14 protein-coding genes and 4 pseudogenes are annotated in these 20,835 nt (G+C 69.9%); 8 read left to right on the top strand and 10 right to left on the bottom strand.

Annotated features, from left to right (window positions below; genetic code table 11):
- The first annotated feature begins 136 nt into the window (after positions 1-136).
- The 4 genes from ABZS54_RS12195 to ABZS54_RS12210 all read left to right on the top strand — a co-directional run bounded on the left by ABZS54_RS12195 (position 137) and on the right by ABZS54_RS12210 (position 4,932).
- The gene (locus ABZS54_RS12195) at positions 137-979 is read left to right on the top strand and encodes an SDR family oxidoreductase (protein ID WP_355533877.1); all 843 of its coding nucleotides are present in this window, start codon (positions 137-139) and stop codon (positions 977-979) included.
- A gap of 6 nt (positions 980-985) precedes the next feature.
- A complete protein-coding gene (locus tag ABZS54_RS12200) occupies positions 986-2,326 on the top strand; it encodes an NAD(P)/FAD-dependent oxidoreductase (protein WP_355533879.1) in 1,341 nt (446 codons plus the stop codon).
- A gap of 84 nt (positions 2,327-2,410) precedes the next feature.
- Positions 2,411-3,892 (top strand): cytochrome ubiquinol oxidase subunit I, encoded by a 1,482-nt coding sequence (locus ABZS54_RS12205; RefSeq protein ID WP_355533881.1) that lies wholly within the window; start codon positions 2,411-2,413, stop codon positions 3,890-3,892.
- The gene (locus ABZS54_RS12210) at positions 3,892-4,932 is read left to right on the top strand and encodes a cytochrome d ubiquinol oxidase subunit II (protein ID WP_355533883.1); all 1,041 of its coding nucleotides are present in this window, start codon (positions 3,892-3,894) and stop codon (positions 4,930-4,932) included. Before ABZS54_RS12205 ends, ABZS54_RS12210 begins: the two co-directional genes overlap by 1 nt.
- A gap of 41 nt (positions 4,933-4,973) precedes the next feature.
- On the opposite strand, the gene ABZS54_RS12215 is transcribed toward ABZS54_RS12210, so the two are convergent.
- Both ABZS54_RS12215 and ABZS54_RS12220 read right to left on the bottom strand, forming a co-directional pair.
- Positions 4,974-6,554 (bottom strand): GMC family oxidoreductase, encoded by a 1,581-nt coding sequence (locus ABZS54_RS12215; protein WP_355533885.1) that lies wholly within the window; start codon positions 6,552-6,554, stop codon positions 4,974-4,976.
- Positions 6,555-6,757: 203 nt separating this feature from the next.
- The gene (locus ABZS54_RS12220) at positions 6,758-7,702 is read right to left on the bottom strand and encodes a cyclase family protein (RefSeq protein ID WP_355533887.1); all 945 of its coding nucleotides are present in this window, start codon (positions 7,700-7,702) and stop codon (positions 6,758-6,760) included.
- Between the two features lie 457 nt (positions 7,703-8,159).
- Between ABZS54_RS12220 and ABZS54_RS12225 the strand changes: the two genes are divergently transcribed.
- Positions 8,160-9,080 (top strand): aldose 1-epimerase family protein, encoded by a 921-nt coding sequence (locus tag ABZS54_RS12225; RefSeq protein WP_355533889.1) that lies wholly within the window; start codon positions 8,160-8,162, stop codon positions 9,078-9,080.
- A gap of 37 nt (positions 9,081-9,117) precedes the next feature.
- Positions 9,118-10,878 carry a cation:proton antiporter gene (locus ABZS54_RS12230; RefSeq protein ID WP_355533891.1) on the top strand — a complete coding sequence of 587 codons (1,761 nt, stop codon included), beginning with the start codon at positions 9,118-9,120 and terminating at the stop codon, positions 10,876-10,878.
- 28 nt (positions 10,879-10,906) lie between these two features.
- On the opposite strand, the gene ABZS54_RS12235 is transcribed toward ABZS54_RS12230, so the two are convergent.
- From ABZS54_RS12235 to ABZS54_RS12245, 3 genes and pseudogenes are all read right to left on the bottom strand, one after another.
- Positions 10,907-12,742 carry a glycoside hydrolase family 15 protein gene (locus ABZS54_RS12235; protein ID WP_355533893.1) on the bottom strand — a complete coding sequence of 612 codons (1,836 nt, stop codon included), beginning with the start codon at positions 12,740-12,742 and terminating at the stop codon, positions 10,907-10,909.
- A gap of 137 nt (positions 12,743-12,879) precedes the next feature.
- On the bottom strand, positions 12,880-13,833 hold the full coding sequence (locus ABZS54_RS12240; protein ID WP_355533895.1) for a DUF389 domain-containing protein: 954 nt from the start codon (positions 13,831-13,833) through the stop codon (positions 12,880-12,882).
- A gap of 358 nt (positions 13,834-14,191) precedes the next feature.
- Positions 14,192-14,394 (bottom strand): annotated as a pseudogene (locus tag ABZS54_RS12245) (SDR family NAD(P)-dependent oxidoreductase); the annotation flags it as partial.
- Between the two features lie 404 nt (positions 14,395-14,798).
- Between ABZS54_RS12245 and ABZS54_RS12250 the strand changes: the two are divergent.
- Positions 14,799-15,299: a gluconokinase gene (locus ABZS54_RS12250; protein WP_355533897.1), complete on the top strand. Its 501-nt coding sequence runs from the start codon at positions 14,799-14,801 to the stop codon at positions 15,297-15,299.
- 605 nt (positions 15,300-15,904) lie between these two features.
- On the opposite strand, the gene ABZS54_RS12255 is transcribed toward ABZS54_RS12250, so the two are convergent.
- The 5 genes and pseudogenes from ABZS54_RS12255 to ABZS54_RS12275 form a co-directional block, all read right to left on the bottom strand.
- On the bottom strand, positions 15,905-16,246 hold the full coding sequence (locus ABZS54_RS12255) for a helix-turn-helix transcriptional regulator (protein WP_355533956.1): 342 nt from the start codon (positions 16,244-16,246) through the stop codon (positions 15,905-15,907).
- Positions 16,243-16,656 carry a type II toxin-antitoxin system RelE/ParE family toxin gene (locus tag ABZS54_RS12260; protein WP_355533899.1) on the bottom strand — a complete coding sequence of 138 codons (414 nt, stop codon included), beginning with the start codon at positions 16,654-16,656 and terminating at the stop codon, positions 16,243-16,245. The genes ABZS54_RS12255 and ABZS54_RS12260 overlap by 4 nt, the downstream gene beginning before the upstream one ends.
- 22 nt (positions 16,657-16,678) lie before the next feature.
- Positions 16,679-16,825 (bottom strand): annotated as a pseudogene (locus ABZS54_RS12265) (transposase); the annotation flags it as partial.
- A 476-nt stretch (positions 16,826-17,301) separates the two neighbouring features.
- Positions 17,302-17,742: pseudogene (locus ABZS54_RS12270) on the bottom strand (response regulator transcription factor); the annotation flags it as partial.
- A gap of 237 nt (positions 17,743-17,979) precedes the next feature.
- Positions 17,980-18,171 (bottom strand): annotated as a pseudogene (locus ABZS54_RS12275) (XdhC family protein); the annotation flags it as partial.
- A gap of 355 nt (positions 18,172-18,526) precedes the next feature.
- Between ABZS54_RS12275 and ABZS54_RS12280 the strand changes: the two are divergent.
- Positions 18,527-20,770 carry a serine/threonine-protein kinase gene (locus ABZS54_RS12280; protein ID WP_355533901.1) on the top strand — a complete coding sequence of 748 codons (2,244 nt, stop codon included), beginning with the start codon at positions 18,527-18,529 and terminating at the stop codon, positions 20,768-20,770.
- Positions 20,771-20,835 lie beyond the last annotated feature (65 nt).

The following is a 20,835-nucleotide window of genomic DNA, read 5'->3' on the forward strand; positions in this document are numbered from 1 at the left end:
TGATTTCGTCTGAGGAGCCGGGTAATGCGACACGCACCTGTGTCTTGTCCCGGCGGGCCGGCCGACTTCCGGCCTTCCTCATGCGCGTCGCCCGCTCCCCGCGGGGGTGCCGGTCCGCAGTGCCGAAGGAGAGATCGTGGTCGCAGGAAGTACCGACGAGAACCGCAGTGCGACGTCCGCGGAGCTTCTGAAGGGTCAAAAGGCGCTGGTGACCGGTGCCAACTCGGGTATCGGTCTGGCGACCGCCGTTGCCCTGGGCCGGGCGGGCGCGGACGTGGTGGTGAACTACGTCGTCGGCGCGGACAAAGCCGAGGAAGTCGTGGCGCGGATCAAGGGCTTCGGGGTCCGCTCCTACGCCCACGAGGCGGACGTGTCCGACGAGGGCCAGGTGACCGCCATGGTCGCGCGGATGGTCAAGGAGTTCGGCACCATCGACATCATGGTGGCGAACGCGGGCCTCCAGCGGGACGCGCCGGTGGCGGAGATGACGCTCGCCCAGTGGCAGAAGGTCATCGACGTCAACCTGACGGGCCAGTTCCTTTGCGCACGGGAGGCCGCCAAGGAGTTCGTACGACGCGGCGTGGTGGAGGAGGTGTCCCGGTCGGCCGGAAAGATCATCTGCATGAGTTCGGTGCACCAGATCATCCCGTGGTCGGGGCACGTGAACTACGCCTCCTCGAAGGGCGGCGTGAGCATGTTGATGCAGACCCTCGCCCAGGAGTTGGCACCCAAGCGGATCAGGGTCAACGCGGTTGCGCCGGGCGCCATCCGCACGCCGATCAACCGCGACGCCTGGTCCACCCCCGAGGCCGAGGCCGACCTGCTGCGCCTGATCCCGTACCGCCGCGTGGGCGACCCGGACGACATCGCCAACGCCGTCGTCGCCGTGGCGTCCGACCTGCTCGACTACGTCGTGGGCACCACGCTCTTCGTCGACGGCGGAATGACGCTCTTCCCCGGCTTCGCCACCGGAGGCTGATCCCCGATGCAGGATCACATCACGCCCCGCCGGGTGGTGATCCTCGGCGGGGGGTTCGCCGGGCTGTTCGCCGCGCGCGCCCTGCGACGGTCACCGGTCGCGGTAACCGTGGTCGACCGCCGCGCCCACCACCTCTTCCAGCCGCTGCTCTACCAGTGCGCCTCCGGCATCCTGTCCGAGGGGCAGATCGCGCAACCGCTCCGCGCGGTCCTGCGGCGCCACGACAACGTGAGCTGCGTGCTCGCCGAAGCCACCCACGTGGATGCCGACGCCCGGCTGGTCCACGCCCGGCGACCCGAGGGCGGAGATATCCGGCTGCCCTACGACGATCTGATCGTCGCGGTCGGCATGCGCCAGTCCTACTTCGGGCACGACGAGTTCGCCGCGCACGCCCCCGGGATGAAGACCCTGGAGGACGCGCTGGACATCCGCCGACGGATCTACCGGGCGTTCGAGGCGGCCGAAACGGCCGCGGACGACCGCGAACGGCAGCAGTGGCTCACCTTCGCGCTCGTCGGTGCCGGGCCTACCGGTGTCGAACTCGCCGGTCAGATCCGGGAGATCGCCGGCCACACGCTCGACCGGGAGTTCCGGACGATTGATTCGGCCAAGGCCCGGGTGCTGCTCTTCGAGGGGTCCGACGCGGTGCTGGGCGCGTTCGGCCCTCCACTGGCCCACCGTGCGGCCCGAACCCTGCGGGGCCTCGGCGTGGAGATTCACCTGGGCACGATGGTCACCGACGTCGACGCACACGGCCTGACGGTCCGAGACCGTGACGGCAAGACCACCCGGTTCGACGCGCGCACCGTCCTGTGGACGGCGGGCGTCGAGGCGCCGCCGATCGCCGCCGACCTGGCCCGGGCAACCGGCGCGAAACAGGACCGGGCCGGACGCATCCTCGTCGAACCCGACCTCACCGTCCCCGGCCATCCGGAGATCCGCGTCACGGGCGACGTGATGAGCCTGAACCGGCTGCCGGGCCTGGCCGAGGTCGCCATGCAGTCGGGCGCGTACGCCGGCCGGAGCGTGCGTCACGCCGTGGAAGGCAGAACGAAGAAGCCGAAGCCCTTCAAGTACCGGGATCTCGGCAGCGCCGCCTACATCGCCCGCGGCCGGGCCGTCGTCAAGGTCGGTCGGCTGCACCTGTCGGGCTTCACCGGCTGGCTCGCCTGGCTCTTCGTCCACTTGGCCTTCCTCACCGGATTCCGCAGCAGGCTGGGAGCGGTACTCAGCTGGTCCGTCGCCTTCACCACCAGCTCGCGCCGCGAACGCGCCTTCACCCTGCCCGACACAGACGCGCCGGCCGCCCGGGCGCCCGAACCGAAGGCACCCCCGCCTCCTCCCTGAGAACGCGCCCCGCCGACCCTCCATGGGCGCCCATTCGCATCCTGTCCCTCCTCAGCCCCCGCAGGGCAGACCATTGAGGCGCACATGCTCAGCACCACTGCCCTTCTGGCAACCAACACCCCGGCCCAACTCCTGCCGGCTCGCGAGCTGATGGCCTTCACCCTGGCCATGCACATCCTGCTGGTCCCGTTCGGCGTGGCACTGCCGTTCATCACCCTGGTGATGCATCACCGCGGGCTGCGCCGCAAAGATGCCGTCGCGCTCCTGCTCGCCCGGCGCTGGTCGGCGGTGATGGCCGTCCAGTTCGCCATCGGCATCATCACCGGCACGGTGCTGTCCTTCGAGTTCGGCCTGCTGTGGCCCGGCATGATGGGCCGCTGGGGCGACGTATTCGGCCTCGGGTTCGGCGTGGAGGGATGGGCGTTCTTCCTGGAAGCCGTCCTGATCGCGATCTACCTCTACGGCTGGCGCCGGCTCAAGCCCTGGACGCACTTCTGGCTGGCCGTACCGCTGCCGCTGACCGCACTGCTGGGAGCGTTCGGCATCATCGCGGCCAACTCCTGGATGAACACCCCGCAGGGGTTCGACCTCGATGCCCAGGGCAAGCCCGTCGACGTCGATGTGCGGCAGGCGATCTTCACACCGATGTTCGGGCCGGAGTACTGGCACTTCGCGGTCGCGATGCTCATGACCGCCGGCTACGTGGTCGCCGGCGTCTACGCGGTGGGTTGGCTGCGCGGGCGCCGCGACCGCTACCACCGGCTCGGTTTCACCGTGCCCTTCACCGTCGCCACCATCCTCACACCCATCCAGCTCATGCTCGGCGACTCCACCGCCCGAGCCGTGTTCCACAAGCAGCCGATCAAGTTCGCCGCCACGGAACTCGTCTGGAACACCGACACCCACGTGCCCGAGTACATGTTCGGGCGCCTGAACAGCGACGGGGCGATCTCCGGCGGACTCAAGATCCCCCAACTGGACTCGATCCTGGCCGGCTTCAAGCCCAGCACCCAGGTCACCGGGCTGACCTCGGTGCCGGCCGCCGACCGCCCCACCGTCGTCCAGGCCACCATCGTCCACTGGGCCTTCGACATCATGGTCACCGTCGGCAGCCTGCTGATCCTGCTCGCGCTCTGGTACGCCTGGTCCTGGTGGCGCCGCCGGAACCTCCCCCACACCCGCTGGTTCTACCGTTGCGCCGCGATCGCGGGAGCCGCATGCCTGGTCACCGTGGAGTGCGGCTGGATCACCACGGAGGTCGGCCGCCAGCCCTGGATCGTCTACAACCACATGAGGGTCTCCGAGGCGGTGACCGACACCCGCGCGTCGTCGCTGTGGACGATGCTCGGCATTGTCATCGTCGTCTACGCGGCCGTCTTCGGCGCGTTCCTCGCGGTCGTCCTGAAGATGCGCACCCGCTGGCGCATCGCCGACGAGGGCTCGGCTGTGGCCCGCGCCGAACTCCCCCCGGAGACCGACACGCCCTACGGGCCCAGAAGCGAGCCCGAACCCGCGGAGGTCGGCTCCGGTGGCGGGTCCGGGAGCAGTTCCGGTGGTGTGTCGTAATGCCCGAACTCATCGCCTGGGTACTGCTGGTTGTGATCGCCGCCTACGCGTGTGCCGGGGGCACCGACTACGGCGCGGGCTTCTGGGACCTGGTGGCCGGAGGGGCGGAGCGCGGCAAGCGGCCCCGCTGGCTGATCGACCACGCCATGGCGCCGGTCTGGGAGGCCAACAACGTCTGGTTGATCTTCGTCCTGGTCGTCATGTGGACCGGCTTCCCGACGATGTTCCAAGCCGTCTTCTCCGCGATGTGGCTCCCGCTCGCCCTCGCCGCCGTCGGCCTGGTGTTCCGCGGCGCCGGCTTCGCCCTGCGCAAGCCCTCCCGTCGCCTGGCCCAACGAAGGATCTACGGCGCGATGTTCGCCATCTCATCGCTGCTCACACCGTTCTTCCTCGGAGCCGTGCTCGGCGGCATCGCCTCCGGCCGAGTCGCCGTCGGCACGACCGCGTCCGCAGACGCCTGGGCCAATGAGACCTCCGTACTCGCGGGTCTGCTGGCCATCGCCGCCACCGCCTTCCTCGGGGCGGTCTTCCTCTGCTCCGACGCCCGACGGTTCGGCGCGCACGACCTGGTCGACTACTTCCGCCTGCGCGCGCTGCTCGCCTTCGCCGGCGTCGTCGTCCTCGCCCTCGTCGCCCTGCCCGTCACCCACCATGACGCCCGGTACGTCTGGGACGGCCTCACCGAGGGCGCGGGTCTGCTGCTGATCGTCTTGGCTGCGGTCTGCGGCCTGGCCACGGTGCTGCTTCTGGTGCGCCGGTCCTACGGCGGGTCCCGCTACACCTCGGTGGCGAGCGTCGCCCTGGCCATCGGCGCCTGGGGTTTCGCGCAGCGGCCCTACGTGCTGCCCACCTCCCTGACGGTGACCGAGGCGGCAGGCGCCCCCCACACCCTGCGCTGGTTGGTGATCGTCACGGTCATCGCGATCATCCTGGTCGGCCCGGCGCTCGTGCTGCTCTACCGACTCGACACGATGGGCGAGCTGGAGGAACTCACCGACGCCGACACCCGGGCCGCCGGAACACCCGGAGACAACCTGTAGTGGGGATCGGCCGACTCCGTCGCCGTGTACGAGGCCATTTGTCAGCTCAGTCGGGCGGCGATGTGGTCGCCCACCCGCAGGGCGTTGGCGATGGCGGTCAGGGACGGGTTCACCGCACCGATGCTGGGGAAGAAACTGGTGTCCACGACGTACAGGTTGTCGAGGTCGTGGGCCTTGCAGTCGACGTCGAGTGCCGAACTCTTCGGGTCGTCCCCGAACCGAACGGTGCCGGCTTGGTGCGCGGTGGCGCCGATCGGCATGCCCTTGTGCAGATAGATGCTGTGCGGCAGCAGATGGTGCTCGTGCATGCCCAGACGCCCGAGCATCTTCTGCAGCTTGTGCTGGAGGCGCTTCAACCCGGCGATGTTGTTCTTCTCGTCGAGAGCCAGGTGGATGTCGCCGTCCTTGTCGAGGGTGACGCGGCTGTCGGGCAGCGGGAGGTCCTCCCCGCACAGCCAGAAGTCGACGGCGTGGTGCGCCAGCACCTCGAACGGCAGGTCGGGCGAGACCGCACCGGCCCAGCGCGGCGCCTCGCCGTGGATCTGGTCGGTATCCGACTTGCCGAGCATCTGGATGCCCCCGAGCGGGTAGGCCCAGTCGTCCGCGCCCAGGTACCAGTCGTTCAGGGCCAGGGTCTTCTGGAACCTGGTGGGGTTTGGTTCCTTCGACACCGCCATCAGCGCCAGGTTGTTGTGCCGCATGTAGTGGCGTCCCACCACGTCCGAGCTGTTGGCCAGGCCGCCGGGGTGCTTGTCGTTGGCCGAACGGAGCAGCAGGACGGCGGAGTTGACCGCGCCGGCGGCGACCACCACGATGTCGGCCCGGAATCCCTCGGTCGTTCCGTCCCCGAGTTCGGCGACGACCCTGGTGACGGTGCGTCCGGTCGGGTCGGTCTCCAGGCGTCGCACATGGGCGCCCGTCACCATCGTGACGTTGTCGTGCTTGAGTGCCGGGTCGACGCAGATCACCTGCGCGTCGGACTTGGCGCCGATCAGGCAGGGGAAGCCGTCGACCCGGTCGCAGCGGATGCAGACGCTGTCATGGGTGGCCCGGCCGGTCGCGTCCTGGGTGAGGTTCACGCCGATGGGAAGGTGGAAGGGGTGCAGCCCGGCCTTCTCCAGATCGTCGTTGAGCTGCTGGATTCGCGCCTCGTGCTCCACCGGCGGATAGGCGTACTGCGCGCTGGTCGGCCCCTCGGTGGGGTCCTCGCCGTGCCGGCCGTGCACCAGGTAGAGGTGCTCGGCCTGGGTGTAGTACGGCTCCAGGTCCTCGTAGCGGATCGGCCAGGCGGGTGAGACGCCGTCGTGGTGGCGCAGCTCGCCGAAGTCTTCGGGCCGGAGCCGGAAGAGCGCGGCGCCGTAGAACTTGGTGTTGCCCCCGACGTAGTAGTTGACCTCGGGTGGGAATTGGTCGCCGTGCTTGTCGTACCAGAACTCGGGGGCACGGTACTTGCCCTTGACGAAGACGGCGGTGGAGTCCCAGTTGTCCCGCTCCCGCGGCAGATAGTCGCCGCGCTCCAGGATCAGCACCCGCTTGCCGGTGGGGGCCAGCCGGTGGGCGAGCGTACCGCCGCCCGCTCCGGTACCGATGATGATGACGTCGTAGTGCTGATCGTCGGCCATGTGAGGTCCTGTCTAGGCGTCGTTCTCGGCGTCGTTGGCTGTCCTGGCCGTAGCGGTCGCCCGGAAGGCCCGGTGCGGTGTTGCTCCGGGTGAAACTCACACAATCGGAGCATTTGCCGCCAAATCTCAAATTATCGGGCGGGACGAGTGGCGGCGACTCGACGGAGCCGAACAGGTGTGAACCACGACCATGGGCGCCGGGGTCACAGGACGGCGATCGGATTGACGGGTGAGCCGGTGGCTTGCGGCAGCCTCAGCGGGGCGATCACGCACAGGAACGACCAGCGCCCCTCCGCCTCGCAGACCGGCGCCAGGTCCTCGAACTGCAGGTAGTCCAACAGGTGAAGGCCCATGGCGTGAATCGCCAGCACATGCACGGGGAAGTCGACGCCCTCGGTGGAGCTCGGCGCGGTGTCGTTGTTCCCGTCGCCGCCGAGCACGGCGACCCGCCGGTCCGCCAGGAACTCCAGCGCGGACGGATGGAGCCCGACGCGCTCGCCCGCCGCGTGCCAGGCTCCCAGTTCGGCGCGGCGTCGGCGGTGGCCGACCCGGACGAACAGGAGGTCGCCGTCGGTCACGCGGACGTGCTGGGCGGTCTCGGCCGCGGTGAGGTCGTCGGCGGTCACGTGATCACCCGGTTCGAGCCACGGCACGCCGCGCAGCCGCGGAATGTCCAGCAACACGCCGCGTCCGACGATCCCGTCGCGAGCCGCCTCGACGGTGAGCGCTGTGGCCCCGCCCGCCATGACGGTGCTCGCGGGCACGCCGCCGTGCAGCGTGCCGTCGTAGATCACGTGGCATAGGGCGTCGAGGTGACTGTCGGCGTCACCGTGCACGTTCATCGCGAAGCCGTCCCGCGCGAAGTGGAGACCGCGCGCGGCGTCGCTCCCGGCCGGCCCACTCATCGTGTGCCTCGCGGGCTCCGGGTTGTCCGGACCGGGCCGAATCTCCACCGGTGCGGCAAGCGTGATCGTCCGGCCGGTCCGCACCTCCCGGGTGGCGGCCACCACCCGGGCGGGAGTGAGCGCGTCCAGAGCACCCCGGGCACCCGCGGCCCAGGCGGCGCGCGCGAGCAGGCGCCGATACAGCGCACCGAACTCGTCCTCGGTCAGCCCCGGCGGTCCTGCCGGACGGGCGTGCGTGGCCATGGGTCAGCGCCCCTGGTCGGCGTCGAGCGCCTGGTCGAGGGTGGCGGCCGGCATGACGAGGTAGCCCACCAAGCCGTGCCCGACGATGGGAGGGTAGCGGTCCATGGCTGCTCCGAAGTCTCGGAAATAGCCCCCTACATCCACTATCGGCCGACTCGGTGGCCCGTGCCAGGCCGCTGCGGTCGACGACCGCTCACCCACGGCCGGCGTATCGGCCGGCGCGGCGGGCGATCGGGCGGCAGGTGAAGCCGTCAGGTGGCGGTGCTCGGCAACCACCCGTCCGGCTGCCGCCGGTGGGCCCAGTGAGCGAACGTGCCGGCCGATTCCGCCCGCGGGTACGTGTCGTGCTTGACCGGGCCGGCGCGGGACCGCACGCTCCTGACGAGGGCCGACACCGCCGGCCGCCACTACGCCCGCGTCCGAGGACGCCTGCCGGGCGGACCGGAGGAGGCCACGAGTGCAGGAGAGCCCCACAGGACGACAACTAACCCTCCGCCACGGCCCGCACCGTGCCGTCGTCGTCGAGTTGGGCGCGGCGCTCCGGTCGTACGGGGTCGGTGAACGCGCCGTGGTCGAGGGATTCGCCGAACAGGACCGGATCACCGGCGGGCGCGGCCAGATCCTGGTGCCGTGGCCCAACCGGATCCGGGACGGCCGCTACCGCTGGGACGGGCAGGACCGGCAGCTTCCGCTCACCGAGCCGACGGCCGGCAACGCCATCCACGGGCTGCTTCGGTGGGTGGCGTGGCGGGTCGTGGAAACGAGCGACAGCCGGGTCGTCCTGGACGTTCCGCTGTGGCCGCAACCGGGCTACCCATTTCACCTCCATGTCCGCGCCGAGTACGCGTTGGGCGAGGGCGGGCTCGAGGTCGCCGTCACCGCGCGCAACCTCGGCGCGAGTGCCGCACCCTACGGCTTCGGCCAGCATCCCTACTTCACGGCGGGCACCGCCGTCGTCGACCAGGCGGTGCTGACCGTCCCCGCCCGGACGTGGCTGCGCACCGACGAGCGCGGGCTGCCGGTCGCCGCCGAGCCGGTCGCCGGGACTGCGTACGACTTTTGTACGCCGCAGGCCGTCGGAGCTCGCCGGCTGGACACCCCGTTCGGCGACCTCGACCGGGGGGCGGACGGGCTGGCCGTGGTTCGCCTCGCCCACCCGTCGGGTGCGTTCGGTACGGACGTGTGGCTCGGTGAAGGCGCCGACTACGTACAGCTCTACACAGGCGACACCCTCCCGCCGGGGGAGCGCCGGCGCGCGATCGCCATCGAGCCGATGACCTGCCCGGGGGACGCCTTCCGGAGTGGTACCGGGTTGATCAGCCTCGGCCCCGGCGAACAGCACACCATCCGGTGGGGGATCACGCCGTGGGGAGAGTGACGGCTGCGCAACGGCGTTTCGACAGGGACGAGACGCCGTGAGCGAAGAGCGGTTCCTGCTGGGCATCGGCCTGATCGTCGTGCTCGCAGTGGGTTCCCAGATCCTGGCGCATCAGCTGCGTGTTCCCTCACTGGTCGTGCTGCTGCCCGTCGGCTTCACCGCCGGAGCACTCACCGACGTCATCCACCCCGACCGGCTGGCACCCCACTTCCCGGCCCTGGTCTCGATCACGGTGGCCATCATCCTCTACGACGCCGGGTTGGGCCTCGACCTGCGGTATCTGAAGGGAGAGACGCGGCAGGTGGTGGCACGACTGGTCGTGCTGGGGGTCTTCATCACCTGGGGAGCCTGTCTGGGACTGGTCATGGCGCTGTTCGACGTCCCGCTCGCGGTGGCGGTGATGCTCGGCGTGATCCTCGTGGTGTCCGGACCGACCGTGGTCGGCCCCCTGCTCGACCATGTCCGACCGACCGACCGGGTGCGCAGGATCCTGATCTGGGAAGGGTCCCTGATCGACCCCCTCGGGGGCATCCTCGGTGCGGTCGTCTTCCATGGCATCGTCCGATCCCAGGAAAGGCAAGGATTCCGGTTCGGCACCTTCTCGGAGAGCATGGCCGTCGGGCTGGCAGGCGGCGCGGTCGGCGTCGCACTGTTGTGGCTGGCACTGCAAAGGCTGCGGCTCGGCGGGCCACTGGGGACGCTCGCGCAGCTGGCGACCGTCGTCGCGGTGTCTGCGGGATGCGACATCGTGTTCGACGACACCGGGCTCATCGCGGCGATCGTCATCGGTATGGCGCTGGCGAACCTGCCCGGATTCGACATGCCGGCACGCCGGCCCTTCTTCGAAACCGTCGTCGAACTGGTCATCGGTCTGCTGTTCGTCTCCATCTCGGCCAGGGTCGCGCCGGAATCCGTTGTGCCCGTGCTTCTTCCCTCGCTGGCCCTCGTCGCCGCACTCGTCCTGGTGGTGAGACCACTGGTCGCCGTCTGCGTGGCGGCATGGACCGACGTCGGCTCCGGGGAGCGGAGGTTCATCGGCTGGATGGCGCCCCGGGGTATCGTTGCCGCCGCCACTGCCTCGACGTTCTCCGCCACGCTGGCCGACAAGGGAGTGCACGGCGCCGACAAGATCCTGCCCATCACCTTCCTGGTGATTGTCGGTACTGTCCTCGTCTACGCGCTGACGGCGAGGCCGGTGGCCGCCAGGCTCGGCGTCGTCCGGCCGGCGCGGGCCCGGCCCCTGCTGGTGGGCGGCGACCCCTGGGTGATCGACCTCGCGCGGTCGCTGCGCGCGGCCGGTCTGGATGTGCTGATGTTGGCCGGACTCGCGCAGGAACGAGACCGGATCAGGGAAGCGGGGATCGAGCTGGCCGCAGGAGAACTCCTGGCCACGGTAACCGATCCCGAAGCCCGACTGGAGGGAATCACAGCGGTCCTCCTGCTCACGGACGACGACGACTTCAACGCGCTTGCCTCGGTGGTCGTGCGGAACAGACTCGATGAAGGGGTCTACCGCATCGGCCCGCCCCCCGGCGGCCAGGGCATCGTCGCCCCGTACACCGGCGACGGCATCCTCTTCACCCCCGGCCTCGTCCGGAACACCCTGGCGGCCCTCTATGAACGAGGAGCCCGCTTTGTCGTGCAGCCGGCCTCCGACCCGAGGCCCCCGGGACACGAAACCCTCTTCGTCGTACGGGTCGACGGCCGCCTCGAACCGGTCATCGCAGCACAGGAGGTCGCTTCGGCCGCAGGAGACACGCTCGTGCTCCTCGGACCGGTACCGCACGGCTCCGCGTAGTCCACCGGCGCACAGAAGCCCGGGCCGACTACGATCGCCGGTTCAGAGCCGCATCCAGGGTGATGGCCGCGTCGATGAGCGCCAGGTGGGTGAATGCCTGTGGAAAGTTGCCGAGTTGCCGACCCGTGAGGGCGATCTCCTCGGAGTACAGGCCGAGGTGGTTGGCGTACCCGAACATCTTCTCCAGCACGAGCCTGGCCTGGTCGGTCCGCCCGGCGCGTGCCAGCGCGTCGACGTACATGAAGGTGCACAGCGAGAAAGTGCCCTCGGACCCGCGCAGTCCGTCGGGCGATGCCTCCGGGTTGTACCGGTAGACCAGGCTGTCGGTGACCAGTTCCTGCTCCATCGCGTCCAGCGTGGAGGCCCACATCGGGTCCTCGGGGGTGATGAAGCCGACCGTCGGCAGGCGCAGCAGTGAGGAGTCGAGCACGTCGCCGCCGTAGTGCTGGACGAAGGCTCCGCGCGATTCGTTCCACCCCTTGGCCATCACCTGTTCGTAGATCGCGTCCCGCTCGCGGCTCCAGCGTTCGGCCGCGGCGGGGCGGCCGCTGGCGTCCGCGAGCCGTAGCGCGCGGTCGAACGCCACCCAGGACATCACGCGGCCGTAGGTGAAGTGCTCGCGGCCGCCACGGGTCTCCCACAGGCCCTCGCCGGCCTGGTCCCAGTGGTCCGCCAGCCAGTCGAGGACGGTGATCATCTCGGTCCATCCCCGGTGTCCCGGATGGATCCCGTGCCCGTGCGCGAAGTAGATGCTGTCGATCGCCTCGCCGTAGATGTCGAGTTGGAGCTGCGTTGCGGCGCCGTTCCCGATGCGTACGGGGGCCGACCGCTCGTAGCCTTCCCAGTGCTCCAGGACTTCCTCCTTCAGATCGGAGGAGCCGTCGACCGCGTACATGATGTTCAGCGGCCCGGAGGCCCCGTCGGCGCCGGCCCGTTCCTTGATCCGTTCGCCGAGCCACGCGATGAACGCCTTCGCCTCTTCCGTGAATCCCATGCCCAGCAGGGCGTACACGGAGAAGGAGGCATCCCGGATCCAGGTGAACCGGTAGTCCCAGTTGCGCTCGCCACCAAGTTGTTCGGGCAGCCCCGCCGTGGGGGCGGCCACCACGGCGCCGCTGGGGGCGTAGGTCATGAGCTTCAGCGTCACGGCGGAGCGTTCCACCATCCCGCGCCAGCGTCCCGAGTACCGCGACTTGCTCAGCCAGGACCGCCAGTACCGGATGGTGTCGTCGAAGAGCTGCTGGTATTCGGCGAGCCGGATCTCTCTGGGCGGCCCGTCGGCGGCGGACTCCAGAACCAGTCCGCGCTGCTGGCCTGCTTGCAGGCTCAGCGAGAAGTGCAGGTCGTTCCCGCTCCTGACGAAGTTCAGCAATCGCTCGTCGTCCGGTTCACGGACCGTGTGCACGGTCAGTTCCAGTCCGTCCGAGGCGAACACCGCTCCCTGCTCGGTGACGTGCACCTCGTGCGGCTTGCGCCCGTAGTCGAACCGCGGCGCGATGTCGACGTCGAAGGTCATGCTGCCGCGCACGCAGCGGACCATGCGGACCAGCCGGTGGCGAGGGGTGACCGTCGTGCCGGTCACCGGCATGAAATCGACCACCTCGCCGGCGCCTGCCTCCGTCATGAACCGGGTCACGAGGATCGCCGTGTCGGGCAGGTACAACTGCTTGGTCGCGTACGTCTCGTGGGCCGGCCGGATCGTGCAGTGTCCGCCCTTGTCCTTGTCCAGCAGAGCACCGAACACGCTGGGTGAGTCGAAGCGTGGACAGCAGAACCAGTCGACTGTTCCGTCGGTGGTCACCAGCGCCGCGGTCTGCAGATCACCGATCAGACCGTGGTTCTCGATCAGTGGGTACTTGTCCATCGGGGCGCCTCTTTCAGCACGTGTCGTCATTCGGATGCCGCGGCCGCCTCCGACCAGCCTAGGCCGAGGACTCGGCACCGGCCTGCTGAGCCGGACCCGTCGGTCCGTCGGCCGTTGACGTGCCCTTTCGCCTCCTGCTACTCCTCCACCTCCGCACCGGCCCGTCGACTCGCGCGCCGCCAGAGCCGTCGTTGCAGGCGAAGGGTGAGGAAGCCGACGATGACGAGGACGACCACGTTCAGCAGGAGTTGGAGCAGCGAACCCCATGCCTCGGACCAGTAGGCGAAGGCGAGCGAGACGGCGATGTCCGAGGCGGCCGGAATCGTGGTCACGGAGATGAAGACGCCGAGGAGTGCGCTTGCGCGTGCCTCGGTGAGCGAGACGATGCCGACGATCCCGGCGAGGGAGGCCACGACCAGTGAGAAGAAGTTGGGCGTGTCGATGAGCTGGGAGACGGGCCGCACGCCCCGCTGAAATGCCTCGGTCTCGAAGTGGGCGGCCCGCGACAGCACCGCGAAACCGAAGGTGACGACGATGGCCAGCAGGAAACCGACCGTCAGCGCGCGTGCGCCCTCGCGCACCCTGCGACGGTTGCCGCGGTCGAATCCGAGCGCGACACCGGCGATCGCGTTGTACTCCGGGCCGACCACCATGGCGGCCACGATGAGGATCTGGGAATTCGACATGATGCCGACCGAACCGATGAGCCCGGCGATGACCAGGAACAGGTAGAAGGACGGCAGATAGGTGCCCTCCGCCCGGATGTGGGCCTCGACCGCGGCCCACAGCGGCGTGTGGACGAGTGTGCTCGGTTCGTCGGCCTCCATCTGCCCCGCACGCCGCGAGAACATCATCTCGACGTCGTCGACGGCGATCGACCCCATGCGGTCGACGCCCAGTTCGCGCAGACCGTCCAGCACACTGTTGGCGGCGCCCTTCATCACATCGCATTCGAGCGCGTCACCGTCCGGTGAGTGCGCCGCCGACTTCACGACCACGAGGTTGAGGACGTGACCGTCCGCGGTGAGCAGATCGATGGTCGGCTGGGTCAGCGCAGGCGGCAGCACCATCCTGAAGTGGGTCAGGTCCATCCCGGCCTCCTGGTGACGAGCATCGACGTTGCCGACCCGGCGGGGGCCGACGTGCGGTCGGTGTGGCGGCGCCATGGGCCCGCCGCGAGCGCCTTGGACGGGACCGGGTCCGCCGCGACGGCATGACCACACGCCCGAATGAGGACATCCGACGTCGGTCATGCTAGGCAGCCGTCCGGCGCGCGCCGGTGAAACAGGGTGCCGGCCGCGGTGCCGTTCATCCGATCGGCCGCCGCGCGACGTGAACCGGTCCGCTCTCAGCACATCGGGGGACCTCGAGGGCAATTGCCTCGTGCCCGAGTTCGACCATGCGCGCGACCATCGCGACGACCTGGTCCTCCTGCGAGACATCCGCCTAGTGGGCGTAGGCCCGTACTCCGAAGGACTCGAACTCCTGGACCACCGCGTCCGCGTCCTCGCAGCCGAAGACGTAGTCGACGACCACATCGCCCCGCGCGCCCGAGGGCGATCGCTGGTTGCCTTGCCGATGCCGGAATTCCCCCCGGTCACCAGGGCCTTCTGCCTTGGGGAATTTGACGGCGGCACCTGCCGCGTCTGCACCTGCGGTCATCACGCTCTCCCGTCCTCGGCCGAAAGGGCACCGAGCCACCACGATCGCCGGTGCACTCCCCTGCCTGTCTCGGGCGACGCACGCGACTCGCTCCTTCGGAGCAGTCGCGTGCGTCGCCCCTCAGCGCAGTGCGGACCGCGCTCTGGCCCCGGACGCGTCCGCTCCGTGGCAGCCGAGGGCGCCGTGCGGGTGCACCACGGTGCCTGGCCTGGCGTGGCGCGCAGGTAACAATTGGTGAAGGGGCAATATGGGTGGGCGGGACGAGGTTGTTCCGGTGGCGCCGGACGGCGTCAACGGCCGAGCTGCGCTGTGGCTTGCGGCGGGGCCGCCGCGTCACGCCGCCCGGGAGAGGGCAATGGGGACATCGGGCCGAGTTCCGGCAATTGTCGTGGTCATGGGCGTGTCCGCGGCGGGGAAGTCCACCGTCGCGCGGCGGCTGTCCGGGCGCCTCAAGGTGCCCTTCGCCGAGGGAGACGACTTCCACCCGCTCGCGAGCATCAAGAAGATGGCGTCGGGGCGCCCGCTCGACGACGATGATCGCGAGCCGTGGCTGCGGAACCTCGCCGCCTGGATTACCGAAACCGCAGGTGCGCGAACCGGGGCGGTCCTCTCCTGCTCCGCCCTCAAGCGCAGATACCGGGACATCTTTCGCGCCGCCGGGCCAGGCGTGTGGTTCCTCTATCTGGAGCTGGAACGCGAGGCCGCCCGCTCCCGACTCTCCGACCGGACCGGCCACTTCATGCCGCCATGGCTCCTGGAGTCCCAGTACGAGGCGCTACAGCCACTGCAGCCGGACGAGCCCGGCCTAACTGTCGACGCGACCGCCGACATGCAAGCAAAATTGGCCCTGGCCCTGGCCGCCCTCGCGCGGTTGACGGCCGGGAAACGGCCTTGACCGGTCGCCGTTCCGCGCCTCGCGCGGATGGAGCACGGGCACAGCGAGATTCCCGACCACCGCAGTCCGTCCCGCAGTTCGGCGGTCGATGGTGGTAGTCGGCAGTGGGCTCCATCGGCTCCCTCGTCGGGTTGGCGAGATCACGCCCAAGCTTTGACTTCGGAACATATTCCGAACTACTCGGGGGGCCATGTCCACTCCTGCCGTGGCCTTCTCCGACCTGTCGAAGAACTCGAAGCGAGTCGCCGAGACCGTCGAACATGCCCAGCGCGTCCATGTCACGCGCCGTGACGGCGAAGATCCGGGTGACGCCTGCAAGGATCCCGCCGGACGCAGACCGCCAGGGTGTGCGCGCTCCCTCTGCCCCTGGCGATGGTGAGGGCCTTACGTGGGCAGCGATGTCCTCGACGCCCTTTGTCGAGATCCCCGGGACCCCCGCACCGGCGACAAGTGCATCCGCTGGAGCGCCCGCCCGGGCTTGACGCGCATGAGATGGCGCGGCGGGGCAGTACGGCCGCCGCCATATCGTGCAGCGGCGGCGTCGGAGCCTCGCACTCGGCACTGACCACTCGTCAGGCCGCTGCCCGGGTGTGGTCTTGCGATTTTCAGGCTACGTCGCTGTGGTGTGCGGTGAAGGTCACCTGGGTGTTGTCGCCGTCCAGGGCGATGTTGAGCGAGGCGTCCATGGCCTTGGCCAGCTTCGCGAGGAGGGGCAGTGTCGGGACGGTGTCGGAGCCTTCGATCCGTGAGATCTTCGCTTGGGTCAGCCCGGCGCGGTCGGCCAGTTCGCTCTGGGTGAGGCCGAGTGCGGTGCGCCGTTCGTGGACGGCCTGGGCGAGGGCCATGGACAGCCGGATCTCGTGGCGGGCCTCGGTCACGTCGGCGGGCTCGGTGAAGCCTTCGGCGAGCTTGCGCTCGCGCAGGGTCTTCCAGCGGCTGTGGTTCATCGCTCTGCCTCGCCTTCCTCGATGGTGCGGACGAATTCCTCGTGCGCTGGGCCGTGGTGGGCCTCGCAGGTTTGTTGCGCGACCTTGGCGCGCTTGACCTCGGCCTCCTCGCGCATCCGCGTCTTGCGGAAGACGGTGAGCAGGACGGCGGTGCGGCCGGGGGTGAGCCAGTAAGTGATGCGCATGGCGGCGCCGTCCAGGGTGGGGCGCAGTTCCCTGAGGCCGTCGCCGAGGTGTCTCGCGTACGGTTCGCCGAGGGCCGTGGCGTGTTCGGCGAGCAGCCCGACGTACTCGTCGACCTTGAGGAAGTGCTTCGCTGGAAGCGTTTCCAGCCAGTGCCGCACCTCGGGCTCCAGCTCGATCGTGAAGAGCGTGTCCGCTCGACCGACGATATATGTCGTCTGCGACATATGCAAAGGTCGGGATGGAACTGGTGAGGAGGCCGCGGACGCGATTTCCGGTGCGGGTGGCCTCGGCGGCGAGGTCCCGGTCGAAGCCGGTCAGGACGGTCAGCGTGGCGGTGGTCTCGTCGGTGGCTTCGAGGGTGCGCAGGGTGTGGGGCATCGTGCGGGCGTCGTCGACACGCCGGCTCGGCTCCCAAGTGCCGGCGTCATCGCCGTCGCACCCCTCATCGTGCTGCCTCGCGCCTGTCGCAGTGCCCGGCACGACCTGGTCGGGTTGCCGGGCGAGGGGCGAGGGGTTGCGCGGGGAAAGGGTCCGCGCCGGCCGCAGATTCGATGACACGATCGCCCTCGTCGTCTCACACAACGTGACACCGGCGGGCCGCGACGGCGAGAGGCTGCGGCTTCGCCCGCGAGGGCAACGGGACCGCCGGACTCACATTGGCCTCACATTGCCGTCCACACCGCTACCGCCAGCGTTTCGTTGTCAGGCACGTCTCGGCCATCGCGCCCACTCCCTCGTCACCGTCGTCCCGCGCGGAGGCCCGACGCTAGCCGTCGACGTTGACGGTCGACGCCAGTCGGGAAACGCTCGCCACACGCCGGCGGGACGAGGATGCGCGCGGCACGAAACGCCCCCGCCGCCCCTGCGGCTCACGCCTGAGCCGTCGCCGCTCCGCCCGCCAGCCCGTTCTCGTAGGCCGCGATGACCAGTTGGGTCCGATCCCGCGCGCCCAGCTTGGTCAGCAGTCGGCTGACGTGCGTCTTGACCGTGCCGACCGCGAGGTACAACTGCGCGGCGATCTCGGCGTTGGAAAGGCCGGTGGCGATCAGGTACAGTACCTCGCGCTCGCGGTCGGTGACGCTCTCCAGACTCGCGAGCGATTGCCGCCGCACGGCCGGGCGGCTGACGAACTCCTCGATCAGCCGCCGTGTCACCGGCGGCGCCAACAGCGCCTCGCCAGTGGCGATCACCCGGATCGCGGCCAGCAGTTCGGCCGGGCGGGTGTCCTTGAGCAGGAATCCGCTCGCGCCCGCGCGCAACGCCCCGAACGCGTACTCGTCCAGTCCGAACGTGGTCAGGATCAGCACCCGGGGCCCGTTCGCACCGCTCGATCGCCTGCAACGCGGCTGCGGCCCGGTCCGGTCGGGTGTGGGTGACGTGGTTCCCGACCCCGGACTGACCGCGTTCGCCACCGGCGCCCTCGTCGGGGGAGCCTTGGCACTCCGGGGCCGGGCCGCTCACGGCGCCGGGCCGTCGGCCGCGTCCGTCGGTGACTGAAGGCTCACGGCGCGCGGCACGGGATGCGCGTCTTCCGGGGCGGTTCGTGGTCAGCGGTGGATGCGGCCGTTGGTGAGGGAGAGTGGGCCGGCGGTGCCGCCGTGGCGGGCCTGAATGATCTCGGCCAGTACCGCCACCGCAGTCTCCTGCGGGGTGCGTGCGCCCAGGTCGAGGCCGATCGGGGAGCGCAGGCGCGCCAACTCGGCCTCCGTCACCCCCGCTTCGCGCAGCCGGAGCAGGCGGCGCTCGTGCGCCGGCCGCTGCTCCGCCCCCGCACGACGCCATGGGCGCGAGGCCGTGGGGCCCGTTCGGCGTCTCCACGATGAGGGTAAACGCGCTGGGGTCGTCGTCCTGGATGTAGCGAACTCCTCGCTCACCGCGCCAGCCCTGATCGTGGCGCGGTTCACCAAGAGCCGGTGTCAGCCGTTTCCGGACCGCCCTCGGTGCACCCGGCTCGCGCGGGCCCGCGGCGCGATGGAGCCGCACTCCCCAGGGCAGTTGCTCTTGGCGCCGTCCGGCCGGGCCCGCGCTGTCCTTCCTCGGCTCGCGCGTCGGGTGTCATATGCTTCCCAGCCACCGCGATGAACTGGGGGAATCGTGGACGCGCTCGACGCATCCGATCCGCGACGGATCGGGCCGTACGTTCTGCTCGGCCGGCTCGGTGCCGGCGGAATGGGAAGGGTCTACCTCGGCAGGTCAGTGGGTGGCCGCACGGTCGCGGTCAAGGTGGTGCGGCCCGAATTTGCGGGCGACGCGGGCTTTCGGGCCCGGTTCCACCAGGAAGTGGCGGCGGCCCGGAATGTGTCCGGAGCGTTCACCGCAGCCGTCGTGGACGCCGATCCGGATGCCGAAGTGCCGTGGATGGCAACGGCGTTCGTAGCGGGCGTACCGCTGAGCGATGCCATCACGACACATGGGCCGCTGCCCGACGATGCGCTGTGCATGCTGGTGGCCGGGCTTGCCGAGGCGTTGAAGAGCGTGCACGCCGCCGCGTTGATCCATCGCGACCTCAAGCCGTCCAATGTGCTGCTCGCGCTGGACGGTCCGCACGTCATCGACTTCGGCATCACCTGGGCGGCGGAGGGGACTTCGTACACCCGGACCGGGGCGATCATCGGGTCGCCCGGATATATGTCGCCGGAGCAGGCGCTCGGGAACCCGCTCACCGCGGTCAGCGACATCTTCTCGCTGGGCGCGACGGCCTACTACGCGGCAACCGGTCGGCCGGCGTTCGGTGAGGGACCGGGGCACGCACTGCTGTACCGGGTGGTGGGCACCGAGCCGGATCTGGACCCCGTGCCGAATGTGCTCCGGCCCCTGATGGCGAGCTGCCTGGCCAAGGATCCGGCGCACCGGCCGACTCCGACGCAGGTGGTCGAGGCGATCGAGCGGCTGGGCGTGGAGGTGCCCGCGGGCGGTTGGCTGCCCGACGCGCTCACCGCCGACATCGCGGCTACCCGCGCGGCGATGTCGGCCCTGCCCCCGGTGCGGTCCGGCGACCAGCTCGACCCGGGAGTCGACACGACCCGCTGGGACGAGCGGGTCACCGAGCTCGGGCCCGGAGCGACGACCGGGCGGGATCGCGGGATCAGTCGCCGCAATCTCCTCATCGGGACCGGCGGCGCCGTCGCCGTAGCCGGGATCGGTACGGCGGCGGTGTTCCTCCACGACAACGAATCCCCGCGACGTCCCAGCCCATCGAAGCAGGCCGGCGACGCGGTGACCGGGCCGAAGGTGCTCGCCGCGCCGGACGCCAGCGTCCGGTTCGACACGGTTGTGGATGATTCGATCAACGGCCTCGTCTTCGGCGACGGCGTGCTCGTGGCGTTCAGCACGCAATCGATCTCCGGGCTGGACATGGATGGGGCGCGGCGGTGGGGGCCGGTGTCGCTGTCGTCGGTGCCTCAGGGGCTGATCGCCTCGGGCCTGGTCGTCGGGGGGACGCTGTACGTCTGCGGCACGGTCGACCTCAAGAGCGGCTGCGTCGCGATCGACGTCGGTACCGGGAACGTGCTGTGGGTCGCTCCCCCTCCGGCACTCACCTGGACGGGGAAAGCAGTCGTCGGTGTGCTGGGCGATCGGATGTACGTCAGCGGCGCGCGCATCGGCAGCACCGGCGGGATGTCGAGCGTGGAGGAGGCCGTCTGGGCCATCGACACCGGTACCCGCAAACCCCTCTGGGCGAACGCCGGGGCGGACGCGGGCATGCTGCTGGCCGTGCCGGCGACCGGCAAGCAGCTCCTGGTCGGCAGTTCGCCGGTGGTTCCGGGCACCGGGGACGGCCAGGTGACGGTGCTCGATGCCGCGACGGGGAAGCCCGGTTGGCGGCATCCGGTGCCGGGCGCGACATTCTCCAAGACGTATTCGGGACTGGAGAGTGCCTGCTTCGCAGGCGGCAGGTTCGTGTACGCCGGAAACCGGGTCACCGCGGTGGACCCGGCGACCGGGCAGGAGGTCTGGGTCTACAAGTCGGCCACGCGGACCGAGAAGTTCGGTTCGCCGGTGGCGAGTTCGGACGGCGGCACGGTGTACGTCACCGGGATGTCCGGCCTGTACGCCCTGGACGCGGCAACCGGGGCACTGAAGTGGAACACCACGCCGGAGACGGGTTCCCTGTCCGGGGTCGGTACCGGCGTGATTCGGATCGCCGACGATACGCTGTACGTGACCGACAGCGCGGCACGCCTGTGGGCCGTCGACCCGGTGACCGGTGCCGGGCGCTGGAAGTACGCCAGTCCCCGGCAGGACGTGGTGGGTGGGATGGTCCGGGCGGAGGGCGGCGGCAAGGTCTGGGTCGCCGACGGCCGGAACCTGCGCATGTTCGACGCGTCCGGAAAATGAGCGAGCGGACGTTGTACAGCGGGACCATGAGCGAGCGGACCCTGTACGGCAGGACCACGAGTGAC

The organism is Embleya sp. NPDC005575 (genome assembly GCF_040605455.1).
GTDB lineage: Bacteria > Actinomycetota > Actinomycetes > Streptomycetales > Streptomycetaceae > Embleya.